The 10,815-nt window shown below is 69.4% G+C and carries 12 protein-coding genes; 6 read left to right on the top strand and 6 right to left on the bottom strand.

Annotated features, from left to right (window positions below; translation table 11 throughout):
- The first annotated feature begins 106 nt into the window (after window positions 1–106).
- Window positions 107–823, top strand: coding sequence for a DUF5765 domain-containing protein (locus tag ABZ720_RS15620; RefSeq protein ID WP_366556455.1), 717 nt, complete (start codon window positions 107–109; stop codon window positions 821–823).
- Window positions 824–878: 55 nt separating this feature from the next.
- Here the strand turns inward: ABZ720_RS15620 and ABZ720_RS15615 are convergent, their stop codons facing one another.
- Together ABZ720_RS15615 and ABZ720_RS15610 are read right to left on the bottom strand one after the other, a co-directional pair.
- On the bottom strand, window positions 879–1,574 hold the full coding sequence (locus ABZ720_RS15615) for a structural protein (protein WP_366556454.1): 696 nt from the start codon (window positions 1,572–1,574) through the stop codon (window positions 879–881).
- 149 nt (window positions 1,575–1,723) lie between these two features.
- Window positions 1,724–1,930: a hypothetical protein gene (locus ABZ720_RS15610; RefSeq protein WP_366556453.1), complete on the bottom strand. Its 207-nt coding sequence runs from the start codon at window positions 1,928–1,930 to the stop codon at window positions 1,724–1,726.
- Window positions 1,931–2,020: 90 nt separating this feature from the next.
- On the opposite strand from ABZ720_RS15610, the gene ABZ720_RS15605 reads away from it, so the two are divergent.
- Both ABZ720_RS15605 and ABZ720_RS15600 read left to right on the top strand, forming a co-directional pair.
- Complete coding sequence (locus tag ABZ720_RS15605) at window positions 2,021–2,272, top strand: type II toxin-antitoxin system RelE family toxin (protein ID WP_366556452.1); 252 nt, start codon at window positions 2,021–2,023, stop codon at window positions 2,270–2,272.
- 9 nt (window positions 2,273–2,281) lie between these two features.
- Window positions 2,282–2,647, top strand: a complete 366-nt coding sequence (locus ABZ720_RS15600) for a helix-turn-helix domain-containing protein (protein ID WP_366556451.1) — start codon at window positions 2,282–2,284, stop codon at window positions 2,645–2,647.
- A gap of 9 nt (window positions 2,648–2,656) precedes the next feature.
- On the opposite strand, the gene ABZ720_RS15595 is transcribed toward ABZ720_RS15600, so the two are convergent.
- On the bottom strand, window positions 2,657–3,289 hold the full coding sequence (locus tag ABZ720_RS15595; protein WP_366556450.1) for a DUF2793 domain-containing protein: 633 nt from the start codon (window positions 3,287–3,289) through the stop codon (window positions 2,657–2,659).
- Window positions 3,286–5,607: a phage tail protein gene (locus ABZ720_RS15590; RefSeq protein WP_366556449.1), complete on the bottom strand. Its 2,322-nt coding sequence runs from the start codon at window positions 5,605–5,607 to the stop codon at window positions 3,286–3,288. The genes ABZ720_RS15595 and ABZ720_RS15590 overlap by 4 nt, the downstream gene beginning before the upstream one ends.
- Window positions 5,608–5,796: 189 nt before the next feature.
- Between ABZ720_RS15590 and ABZ720_RS15585 the strand changes: the two genes are divergently transcribed.
- The 3 genes from ABZ720_RS15585 to ABZ720_RS15575 are packed head-to-tail and all read left to right on the top strand — an operon-like array spanning window position 5,797 to window position 7,450.
- Window positions 5,797–6,216: a hypothetical protein gene (locus ABZ720_RS15585; protein WP_366556448.1), complete on the top strand. Its 420-nt coding sequence runs from the start codon at window positions 5,797–5,799 to the stop codon at window positions 6,214–6,216.
- Window positions 6,213–6,743 (top strand): cupredoxin domain-containing protein, encoded by a 531-nt coding sequence (locus ABZ720_RS15580; protein ID WP_366556447.1) that lies wholly within the window; start codon window positions 6,213–6,215, stop codon window positions 6,741–6,743. Before ABZ720_RS15585 ends, ABZ720_RS15580 begins: the two co-directional genes overlap by 4 nt.
- Window positions 6,740–7,450 carry an RNA polymerase sigma factor gene (locus ABZ720_RS15575; RefSeq protein WP_366556446.1) on the top strand — a complete coding sequence of 237 codons (711 nt, stop codon included), beginning with the start codon at window positions 6,740–6,742 and terminating at the stop codon, window positions 7,448–7,450. Before ABZ720_RS15580 ends, ABZ720_RS15575 begins: the two co-directional genes overlap by 4 nt.
- On the opposite strand, the gene ABZ720_RS15570 is transcribed toward ABZ720_RS15575, so the two are convergent.
- Window positions 7,428–7,889 carry a C40 family peptidase gene (locus tag ABZ720_RS15570; RefSeq protein ID WP_366556445.1) on the bottom strand — a complete coding sequence of 154 codons (462 nt, stop codon included), beginning with the start codon at window positions 7,887–7,889 and terminating at the stop codon, window positions 7,428–7,430. The genes ABZ720_RS15575 and ABZ720_RS15570 overlap by 23 nt on opposite strands.
- Before the next feature lie 144 nt (window positions 7,890–8,033).
- Window positions 8,034–10,697: a phage/gene transfer agent baseplate hub protein gene (locus ABZ720_RS15565; protein WP_366556444.1), complete on the bottom strand. Its 2,664-nt coding sequence runs from the start codon at window positions 10,695–10,697 to the stop codon at window positions 8,034–8,036.
- Between the last annotated feature and the right edge of the window lie 118 nt (window positions 10,698–10,815).

Here is a 10,815-nt window from a genome sequence, read left to right as displayed (position 1 = left end):
CGCGAAACTTCACAGCTTGCGATATGAAGGTTAGGCTTTGCTCGAGGCATGGGTGAGCAAAGCGCCTGCGGTTTATCGCCTGTCGTAACTGCAAGGAGGGTTGCCGATGTGCTGGGGGTTTTCAGTCTCGGTTGCCATGGTCGGTGCCGGCGCGGTGGCCATGGCCGTCACGATTGCGCAAGGCCGCCCCACCGCCATCCCCGTGACCATCGGCTACTTCACCGTGATGGAAGCGCTGCAGGCCCTCGGCTATCCCGTCGTCGACCGTTGCGGGAGTCCGCTGAACCAGTCGGTCGCCTTCCTCTCGGTGCTTCACATCATCTTCCAGCCCTTCTTCATCAACGCATTCGCGATGGAACTCGTGCCGGAGCCGGTGCGCCTGCGCGTTCGGGCCGCGGTCTATGGTGCCTGCGCCCTGTCGGCCGCAGCCATGCTCATGCAGCTCTACCCCTTCGATTGGGCCGGGGTCTGCCGGCCGGGCAGCGTGCTCTGCGGTCCGGCGCTCTGCACCATTTCGGGCGAGTGGCACATCGGGTGGGAAGTCCCGTTCAATGGCCTGGCGGTCCCCTTGGAACAGGCCCTGGGCCTCCCCGCCCCCTTCCCAACCTACGTCCTGGCGGCATTCGTCGTGCCACTGCTTTACGGCGCCTGGCGGTTCGTCATTTTCCACGCGCTGGTCGGGCCGATTCTTGCGATGCTGCTGACGGACAATCCCAACGAGATGCCGGCGATCTGGTGCCTGTTCTCGATCGGCATCCTGCTTGTGAGCCTGAGCCCATGGCTCTGGCGCCGCTTCTCGGCCAAGCCGGCGATCGCGTCATGACCATGGCGAGCGAGGAGGACATGCACGCGTCCAGTCACCCCTCCACGGTCACCGCTCACCGATAGCCCTGACGCCGATCGTCCCAGCGCGCGTAAACCACCCAGGCCACCCCGGCGAGCGCCACCGCCCCCAGGGCCAGCAGCATCACGCCACCGTGTTCGCGGATCTGCGCGGCGGCCTGGCCCAGCACCGGCAGCGCCGGCGCCGCCTCGGCGATCGCGCCGGAGACCAGCGCCACGCCCCCGGCGCCGGCCGCGACCCGGCCGCCCCTGAGCGTGCGGGTACGCCCCAGCGGCCGGCTCTCCTCCAGCGCCTGGCGCTGCGCTTTCGCCGGCGGTTTCACCCCGGCCAGGCGCAGCCCCTCGTTGATCGTCGCGGCGTCATAGGGCTGCACCCCGTTCTCGTGCCGAATGATCGCCTCCACCAACGACCACATGACTGCATAGTCGTGCACCGACACCGCCTGGTGCAGCCCCACGCCGAGCTGCCCGGCGATGTTCGTGGCATAGGCCCGCGAATCATTCTCCGGCGGCGGCGCCCAGCGCTGCGCGATTTCGTAGGGCGTTTCCAGGCCGTGGCGATCCTGGTAGGTGATCAGCACCCGGGCGATCGCCCGGATGCCCCACTCCGGCGCCTCGAAGACCGCAAAGCGATCATCGCCCGACTGGTCCGCCGCCAGCCCCTGCCAGGGGTCACCCTTCTCGATGTTCCCCGGATTGTGATTGCGGATCCCCCGCGGCTGCCTGCTCATCGCCCTCTCCTTCCCATTGTTCTTTCCCCCGTCATTGCGAGCGACCGCAGGGAGCGCGGCAATCCAGGGCGGCCGCTCCTGGCTCTGGATTGCCGCGTCGGCTTCGCCTCCTCGCAATGACGCCCGGGCGCGCGTACGCCCCGCCCCCCTCACCGGTCCCGGCTCACCGCCTCCAACTCCAGCCGCGCCTTTCGTATCCGCAGCCAGATCAGGTAGAGGCCGGCGCAGGCCAGGATCACGTTGAGCCCCACCAGCAACAGGCTGCCGAGTTGGCCCCACCACTGCAGCGCCACGCCGGAGGTGCCGAAAGCCGTGGCGGCGGAGCCCAGCATCAGGTCGACTTTCTCTCGGTACATGGTCGGACTCCCTTTCGCGGCGCGCGCCGCCACCTGCCCTTGGCAAAGCCGCGGCTTGCGCCAATATTCGCTTACAGCCATGATGACTGAATGAAAGCGGTGGCTTACAGCAAGCAGGCTGTGAGGGCGCTGCGACGGATGCCGGCCGATCAGGCTCGGCGCATCCGCGACAAGGTGACCGGTTACGCCGCGGACCCGGCGAGCCAGGGCAACAACGTCAAGGCGCTGAAGGGCTCGCCCTACATGCGTTTGCGCGTCGGTGACTGGCGGGTGATCATGAACGATCGGGGCTGCGTTCTGGACATCCTGAGGATCGGCCCACGCGGCAGCGTCTACGACTAGGAGGGTCGCATGCAGAAGATCAAAACGCCCCAGGGCGAAACCCTCGTGGTCCTGCCCCTGGCCGAATACGAAGAACTGATCGCCGCCGCGGAAGACCGCATGGATATCGCCCTGGCCCGCGAGGTGGAGGCGGACCTGGCGGCCGGGCGGGAAGAACAGATTCCGGCCACGGTGGTGGACCGGCTGCTGGCCGGGGAAGCGCCCCTGCGGGTCTGGCGTCAACATCGTGGCCTGAGCGCACGAGCGCTGGCCCAGGCGGCCGGCATCAGCCCCGGCTATCTCAGCGAGATCGAGAGCGGCCGCAAGGAGGGTAGCCTTTCGGTCATGAAGCGCCTCGCCGACGCCCTGAACCTGGAGCTGGACGACCTGATCTGAGCGTTACCCTCACCCCGCCGCGATAAAGCTGATCCCGGCCAACGAGGAGAAGACCGTGTTCGAGGCATGCACCTCCACCTCGCCGTTGGCGCGCACGTCGACGCGGTAGGGCCCGCCGCCGGACCAGCAGCAGAACATGAGAGTGTCGGCCGGGCGGTAGCCTTCCAGCAGCGTGAAGACCACGCCGTCGCTGCCGGCCTGCATCACCCCTTCGATGGTCACGCGGCCCTCCGCGTCGCGGAAGTAGCGGATGCCGGCATAGCCGCTGCCATAGCCGATCCAGTCGTTGTCCAGGCTCGGCACCTGCAGCTCCGGCACCGCGCGCCACTGGCTGCCGTCGTGGGTCAGGATCCGCTCGCGGTCCTGGTCGCAGACCCGCCAGCCGGCTTCGGGCGCCGTGAAGTGCCAGCCCTGGTGCCAGGCCGCCAGGCTGTCCTCCTGGCCTTCCCAGGCGCCGCTGGCGCTGTCGCCCACCAGATAGACCGCGCCCTCGGCCGGCTCTGCCGGCGGGTCGCTGCGGACTTCGAGGCAGGTCACCTGCACCAGGCCGTCGAGCCGGGCCAGGGCCGCGTTGTGGGTCATCTCCTTCTGGGCCTGGCCCATGTCGAGATAGGGCAGGCCAAGGCGCGGGGTCTCGCTCATAGGGTCTTCTCCGTAAAGTCGCCGGCGCCCACCGCCGCCGAAAGCTGCGCCACCCGGATGCGCGGGTGGTCGACGGGGTCGCCGTGGTCGGCGCTCTGCTGCGCCGCCGTGTAAGTAAAGGCCGGCTCCGTGGTCTCGACCTGGCGCAGCACCGCGCCGCCGGCATCGAGCACCTGCAGCCGGTAGCGCTCCTGCGCCTCGTCCAGGGCCACGTCGACGCCATCGCGCCAGCCGCGGTCGAGCCGCGCGCGGCGCACCCAGCTGAGGTCCCAGTCGCCGTTCGCCTGGCGCACGCCCTTGAGCTGCACCGGCGCCCAGGGCCGCAAGGCGCGGCCGGCCGGTGTATGGCTCTCCGCCGCCACCAGGTCCGGATCGGTGCCCAGCGTCACCGCCTTGTAGCTGCGCGTGACGCCCAGCGCGCTCACCGGCAGCGGCAGCCGCGTGATCCCGCGCGGCGCCAGCAGCACCGCCCGCTCGTCGCTGGCATGACCCTCGATCGCGCCTTCCGTGCCGAGGCGCCCGCGCAGCAGGCCGGAGAGCCGCCACGCGCCATCTCCCAGGGCCACGGCCTGGCGGAACTGCAGCACCTCCTCGCCCAGCAGCAGGGCGTTGCTCCCGGCCAGCACGGCCGCGGCCGAGTGGCTGGTGAGGATGCGCGCGGAATCGTCGAGTTGCAGGCGCAGATCGTTCACCTCATCCCAGAGGTGCGGGTTTGCCGCCGGCAGGGCCTCGAGGCTGCGCCCGGTGATCGCCGCGATGCCGAGCCGGGTCTGCTCCAGCAACTCGCCGTCGCGGATCTCATAGAGCGCCGCTCCGGGCCAGGGCCGCTGCGGCGTCTCGGGCACAGCCGCCAGATAGACCCCGGCGTCATTGTCTTGCGCGCGCAAGGCCGGCAGGTCGAGGACGTGGAGCTCGCTCGCCGACGGCGGGCGCGGATAGGGGCTGGTGGGAATCGGCGCCACGGCACCGGGGCGCAGCGGCAGGCGGTGGGCCTCGTCGCTCACCGTCGAGAACTGCCAGACCCCCTCGGGCGTCACATTGCGCTCCAGCACCCGCAGGTCATAGCGCTGCCCCTGGTGGGTAAGGCGCAGCAGGTCGCCGGCGGCCAGGCGCCGCGCGGCCGAGGGCAGCGCCAGCTCGATGGTCTCGCGCTGGTGCCAGGCCAGCTCCAGGCTGCGCTCGGCCACCGCCCGGGCCTCGTCGGCATAGAGCACCTGGGGCAGCTGCAGCTCGGTCTCCACGTGGCTGCCGCTGGCCTGGCGCCGGGCCTGCTGCACGCCGGGTTGGCGATCGCGCTGGGCGTCGGCGTACTGCACGGCGATCGCCCGCGGCAGGGAGCGCGCGTCGGCGCGCACCGTGGGCAGCCGCGGGCCCGGTTGCCCTTGCGGCCCGGCGCCCAGGTCCTCGGCCTCGATCTCGTGCATCACCGGCTGGTCGAGCAACTGAAAGACCAGCCCCTCCTCCTCGAGGCGCGCATCGAAGAACCCGGCGCGCTGCAGCGGCTCGATCGCCTCGCGCGGGCTCATCACCCGGGGCACGATGTAACCCTGCAGCGCCTGGCCCTCCAGCGCAGTGGCGTTGACATCCTCGACCCCGGCGCGCCGGCAGAGGTCGGTGACCGCATCGGCCAGGCGCGCGCGCTCGGGCGGCAGCACCACCTCGGCCACCAGGTTCGGCAGGCGCCCGCCGTGGCGGTGCAGGGCGAGGCGCTCCAGCACGATGTAGGCCAGCCCCCGGAAACCGGGCACCTGGCCCGCGCCCTCGTGCGCCTCGATCAGGGGGTCGGGCTGCTGGCTCTCGTCGCCGCGATGGATCGTGATGGCCTCGGCGGTGGAGGGCTTGTCCTTGCCGTTCTGCCAGATCACATGGCCGTCGGCCCAGACGCGGCGCACATCGGCGATCGGCCCGGCGGCCAGCGCCAGGGCCACGTCGACGTGGTACTTGTACTCCACCGTCTCGACCTCGCCGCCGCCGCCTCCCTTGCCGCCCATGTCCTCCGACTTCTCCTCCCGGGTCTCGACCACGGGCGAGAGCCAGATCACCGTGCCGGCCAGGCGCACCGCCCCGCCGTAGGCCCGGGGGATGCCGGTGCCATAGTCGCCGCCGGTCACCCGCAGCTCCTGCAGCCGCGGCCCCTCCATGCGCTGGCGCGGCAGGCTGGGCGACAGCCAGAGCGCATCGATCGCCGCCCCGGCCAGTCCGCCCACCGCTTGGCCCACCGCCGCTCCGCCCAGCGTGGACCCTAAAAGCGTCACCCCGGCCGGGAACAGCGAGGCCCCGACCAGGCCGCCGCCGATGGAAAGTGCGAGGGTTGCCATGGCTCAGAGACCGAAGACCAGTGGCCGGTGACCGGACAAGATCATCCGCATTGCGTCGTGCATTCTCTTCTCCGCTTTTGCGCGATGACGACAAACACCTGTTTGCCGGGAACCTTTCGCGCACCGCCGCATCCAAGGCAGCGAAACGGCCGAAGCTCGGCCGTGAAACGCACCGTGAAAGGACCAACCATGACGAAGATTTTCACTCTCGCCGCTGGCCTGTTGATCGCCAGCGCACTGCCGTCGCTTGCCCATGATGCTGAAGCGTTGCGCCAGTCGCCGCCGCCAGCACCCTACATTCAGGTCAGCGAAGCGCTGCCGCTGCCCGAGTTCATTCCCGGGCTCGGCTCTCTCTTTGTCGCTTCCGATACGCTGCCTGCCGGGCCGTTTCTGGCCTATGATCGCGAAGGCCAGCTGTCCGCGACCGTGTACATGACCCCGCTCGAGGAACTGGAGAACGGGGTATCCTTCAACGATCTGGCCATCGGCGACCAACAGGTTTCCAGCGTCGACATCTATTACAACGCCGGTCATCCCGGCGTTGAGATGCCACACGCTCACGTCGTGCTCTTCCACGACGATGAGGCCAAAGGGCGTCTGGCCGAATGATGCTGGCGCGCCGCCACATTCTGGCAGTCGGGGGTGGCTTGTTTGCCACCCTCGCCATCCCGTCGCACTTGCGTGCGCAGAGCGTCGAGGTGATCGAGATGCGCGGAACCTCTCGTGGCGAGCGCATCTGGTTCTCGCCAATCGGCATCGCCATATCCCCTGGCACGAAGCTTCGCTTCGTCAATCGCGATCCGGTAAACAGTCACACCGCCACGGCTTATCATCCGGATCTCTTCGGCCGTGCTGCCCGCATCCCGGACGCGGCAGCCCCCTGGAACAGCGATTTCCTGCTGCCTGATGAGAGCTTCGAGATAACGCTGAGCGAGCCGGGTGTGTATGATTACTACTGCCTGCCCCACGAGATGGCCGGGATGGTCGGACGCATCGTGGTCGGGCAACCCTCTGACGCCGGCTGGCAGGATGCCTCCACTGACACGAGCGACCTGCCCGACACTGCCTTGGAGGGCTTCGCCTCAGTGGAGAGCATCCTTTCGAAGGGACGCATCGCCCCGGAGGAGGTCAGATGATACCGCTCCGCCCTCATGCAGTCCTGCTACCCGACATCGGCCCCGACACAAGTGAAGCCGATCTGATCGCTGCCGCCCGCGATGGCCGCGAGGCGGCGGTGCGCGAGCTCGTACGTCGAAACAATCCGCGCCTCTTCCGGGTTGCTCGCGGCATCGTCGAGAGCGATGCGGAGGCGGAGGATGTGGTGCAGGAGGCCTATCTGGCCGCTTTCGGTAAGCTGGAACAGTTTAGGGGTGAGGCTTCCTTTTCCACCTGGATCACCCGCATCGCAATCAACGCCGCGCGTATGCGTCTGCGTCGTGCCTACCTTCAGGAAAGCTATGACACGGTGACCGAAGAGCAGATTGACACCACCTCCGTTCTGCCCTTCCCAGGCAGCGAGCAAGAGCGGCCGGAGGCGGCTCTGGGCCGAGCCCAGTTGCGGGCACTGATGGAACAGGCGGTGGCCCAACTCCCGAGTGATCTTCGCCTGCCCTTTCTTCTGTATGAAGTCGAGGGCATGAGCATCCAGAAGATCGCTGGCGACCTCTCGCTGAACCCCATTACCGTGAAAACCCGTCTCTTTCGTGCACGTCGTCGTCTTCGCGCAGTGATCGAAGCTGAGATCCTGGGCGGCTTTGACGCGATCTTTCCTTTCGACGGCCTGCGCTGCGCGGGCATGGCCGATCGGGTCGTTACAGCCCTCAAGAAGGCTGGCCACCTCTAGAATGGCCACCGGTCACCGGAAACCGCCAGGCATCGACCGCCGGGCCCGGCCAGCGGCCGTCCCAGCCGTGCTCCACCACCCGGCGGCAGGGCGCATAGGCATGGATCAGCCCCGGCCGCCCATCTGCCAGCCTCGTCAGGATCCCCACGTGCGTCGCCTTGCCGCCAGGCGCGAGCCGCAGCAGGTCACCCGGCAGCGCCGCCGCGGGATCGATCTCCGCCAGTTGCCCCGCCAGGCCGGCACGCAGGGTCTCCGGGTCCGGCCGGCGCGGATAGTCGAGCCGGTCGGCCACCGCCAGGCCCAGCGCACGGGCCACCCCCACCGCCAGGCCGACGCAGTCCACCCCGCTCACCTTGAGCCGCCCCTGGTGGCGGTAGCGCGTCCCGATCCAGCCCCGCGCCTCGGCCACGATGGCCGCGGCGAGTTCCCCTTCCGTCATCGCCCTCTGTCCCTTCTCTCGCCCCCTACCTCGTCATTGCGAGGAGGCCGACAGGCCGACGCGGCAATCCAGGGCCACAGGCTGCCGCCCTGGATTGCTTCTCTCCCTGCGGTCGCTCGCAATGACGACCGGGAGGGCGTTCGCTCATGAGCCCCGCACCGGCCGCAGGACCGCATCGCCGCCGGGCAGGAAGGGTTCGCCGCGAAAGTTGACCAGGTTGGCGTAGCGCTCCCGGCAGGTCTCCGGCGTCTTGTCGCAGCCGGGCACGATGGTGACCGCATCGCCAAGTTCGACGGCATGCGGCGGCCGCTCGAAAAGATGCACCCGGCCGCCGTCGCTCTCGGCGATCTCGAAGGCCTGGCCGTCGTTCGCCCCGCCGGTGAAGGTGAGCAGGCCGTAGTTGTAGGCCTCATCCGCCACGCCAGCCGCCAGCTCCAGGGAGCGCGGGTCCGCCGTCTCGAAGGGACCGCCGCCGCCCAGCGCCGTGACCGTGGTCGCCACGGTGAGCGGCCCCAGGTCCACCCCGCAGCGCCCGTCGCCGAGATCGGCGCGGCAGAGCGGCTGGTAGACCTCGCCGATCGGCTGGGCCAGCTGGCCGGCCATGCCGCGCAGCTCGGCCCGGAAGCCGCCCTCGGCGGTGTCGGCCGAGACCTCGCCGATGGTGCCGCGCGCCAGCAGGCGCCGGTCGGCCGCAGGCTCTGCCCAGTCCACCTGCCAGATGGTGACCTCGGCCCCGTCGTAGAGCCCGGCGCGCAGGTCGGCCTCGGTGATCTCCTCGGCCGAGAAGCCGCCCAGCGCCTCCAGGGCACCGGGAGAAAGATCGCTGCGCGCACGCACCTCGGTCGGCTGGAAGCTGACCGCGGGCACGTAAGTCAGGCCCCCGAAGGTGAGCGCCCGGTCGTGGGTGGTGAAGCCCAACACCACGCCGTCGCGCCGGGCCACCCGCCAGCAGGTCGCCAGGCGGGTGAGCCGCGGTGCTTGCGTTTCGACCCACGGGCGCTCCGCCCCCACGGTCCAGCCGTCGCGCAAGACCTGCTCGCGCGACCAGACGAAGACCTCGGTTGGTCCCTCGTCGAAGGCGTCGCGGATGGCGCGCTCGATGTGGCGCCACTGGTAGGCGTCGCGTTCGTTCAGCACGAAGCCGGCGAAGTAGTGGATGGCGCTCAAGGGATAGCCCAGATCGTCGCGCGCCACCCGCCAGGTGATCGGCGTCAGATCGAAGCGCCCCTCGAAGACCCAGTCGTAGTCCTCGATTTGCAGCACGTCGAAGGCCGGGTATGCCCAGGCATCCGCCGGGAAGTTGAGCCGGGTGAGGATGGCGCTGTCGGGCCGGAAGACCTGCGGCGTGAAGAGCAGCAGCGCGGTCTCCACGTTGGCGTGCTCGGCGCGCACCGCCGAGAGCAGCGTCTGGGTGGCCGCGCCGAGCTGTTCGCGGCACCAGTCGAGATAGGGCCCGTGCGGCCCGACCGGCTCAAAGACGCTCTCCCGCCGGGGCGTCGGGGCAAAGAGCCCGGTGTCGTCGTTGTAGGACTGCAGCGTGCCGAAGTCGTAGATGTGCGGCGCCTGGTCGGTGAAGGAGCCGTCCCACCACCAGGGCTCGCCGATCTGGAAGCGCGGCGCGAGCCCGGCAGCCACGGCGATATCCAGGCAGTGGATCGCCACCTTGCCCAGCCAGGCGAGGCCGGGTGCAGAGGTGGGTGCGATCAGGGCCGAGGGCGGCGACCAGCCGGTGACCGCCAGTTCGTCGGCGTGGTTCCGCTGCGCCCAGGCCTGGGGCATGTAGCTCGCCAGCACCTCGAAGGAGACCGAGAGCCAGAGGGCGTAGCCGCGATCCTCCAGTTCGGCGCAGAAGGCCTCCAGCCAGGCCACCGTCGGCGCATTCAGGCCGGGCGCTGCCGGGTCCACCCGCCAGTCGTCGCCCACCAGGGTCAGGTTGTGGAAGTGACTGATGCCCATGTAGAGCACCCACTCCGCTCGGTAGCCCAGCTGCCAGGCCTGCTGCACGACCCGCGCCGGGGTCAGGTGGTAGGCGTTGTCGTAGCCGTCGGTCATGCGCAGATCATGCGCCGGCTCGTTGGCCGTCACCCGCGCAAGCTGGGTCACGCCGCCGGGCCCAGCACTCGTGCAGGCGATGTCCTCGATGGTCACCCAGAAGTCGACCTCCGAGGCCAGCGGCTCCGGCTCGTGCTCGGGATCATCGACGTAGCCCTGCGGCACGATGGAGAAGAAGAGCCGCTTGATCTGGTCCAGCGGCGCGCGGGCCGCCTCCACCAGATCCGGGTCCACGTCCGGGTCGCTCGGGTCCGGCGGGTTGAAGCCGGTCAGCAGCGCCTCGTCGAAGGTGATCTCGATCACCTGGTCGCGCGGGTCGTCGTCGGTAGAATTCGGGTTGGGCAGCACCCGGTGGTTCCACAGCCGAATGTAGTGCGCCGGGCCGCCATAGGTCTCCAGCGTGATCACCGGCCCGTCGTCGCCGTCGAGCGCCTTGGACTCCGCGCTGCCGATCCAGCGGAAGCGCAGGGTCACATTGCGATAGGAGGGCTGGGCCTCGTAGCGGTGCAGCGGGTGGCTCCAGCGGTCCTCGCTCTCCCAGATCAGGCCGACGAAGTCCCGGTCCTGCCGCGCCACGGCGTGCACCGTCATCTTGGAAGATCCGTCGCTGATCACGGCGGCGGCGATCGGCGGGTCGATGGAGAAGTCGACGTTCCAGTAGCGCGCGTCGAAGCGGTTGAGAGTGCCCGGCCGCTCACTCGGGGTCCAGCGCAGCAGGCCGCCGTAGGTCTCGGTGACTGCGGAACCAGGGGGCATGCCAGTCTCCTCCCGCGGGTGGGAATGGGCCTCGCGACTGCGCGGGGCAAACGCCAATGGCGGCGCGAAAGACTGTGTTTCGCACCGTTCAGGGTTCGTGAAAGTGGAGTGTGGCTGC

Origin of the sequence: Aquibaculum sediminis, assembly GCF_040712085.1 — a bacterium.
GTDB lineage: Bacteria > Pseudomonadota > Alphaproteobacteria > Kiloniellales > DSM-21159 > Aquibaculum > Aquibaculum sediminis.
Note: the sequence above shows the minus strand (reverse complement) of the source record. Positions and strands in the feature narration are given on the sequence as shown.

Excerpts from the sequence above, each read along its gene's own strand:
- ABZ720_RS15600 (WP_366556451.1), top strand. The coding sequence starts at position 2,282 with ATGCAGAAGATCAAAACGCCCCAGGGCGAAACCCTCGTGGTCCTGCCC.
- ABZ720_RS15570 (WP_366556445.1), bottom strand. The coding sequence starts at position 7,889 with ATGACGGAAGGGGAACTCGCCGCGGCCATCGTGGCCGAGGCGCGGGGC.
- ABZ720_RS15565 (WP_366556444.1), bottom strand. The coding sequence starts at position 10,697 with ATGCCCCCTGGTTCCGCAGTCACCGAGACCTACGGCGGCCTGCTGCGC.
- ABZ720_RS15605 (WP_366556452.1), top strand. The coding sequence starts at position 2,021 with ATGAAAGCGGTGGCTTACAGCAAGCAGGCTGTGAGGGCGCTGCGACGG.
- ABZ720_RS15575 (WP_366556446.1), top strand. The coding sequence starts at position 6,740 with ATGATACCGCTCCGCCCTCATGCAGTCCTGCTACCCGACATCGGCCCC.
- ABZ720_RS15610 (WP_366556453.1), bottom strand. The coding sequence starts at position 1,930 with ATGTACCGAGAGAAAGTCGACCTGATGCTGGGCTCCGCCGCCACGGCT.
- ABZ720_RS15620 (WP_366556455.1), top strand. The coding sequence starts at position 107 with ATGTGCTGGGGGTTTTCAGTCTCGGTTGCCATGGTCGGTGCCGGCGCG.
- ABZ720_RS15585 (WP_366556448.1), top strand. The coding sequence starts at position 5,797 with ATGACGAAGATTTTCACTCTCGCCGCTGGCCTGTTGATCGCCAGCGCA.
- ABZ720_RS15580 (WP_366556447.1), top strand. The coding sequence starts at position 6,213 with ATGATGCTGGCGCGCCGCCACATTCTGGCAGTCGGGGGTGGCTTGTTT.
- ABZ720_RS15595 (WP_366556450.1), bottom strand. The coding sequence starts at position 3,289 with ATGAGCGAGACCCCGCGCCTTGGCCTGCCCTATCTCGACATGGGCCAG.
- ABZ720_RS15590 (WP_366556449.1), bottom strand. The coding sequence starts at position 5,607 with ATGGCAACCCTCGCACTTTCCATCGGCGGCGGCCTGGTCGGGGCCTCG.
- ABZ720_RS15615 (WP_366556454.1), bottom strand. The coding sequence starts at position 1,574 with ATGAGCAGGCAGCCGCGGGGGATCCGCAATCACAATCCGGGGAACATC.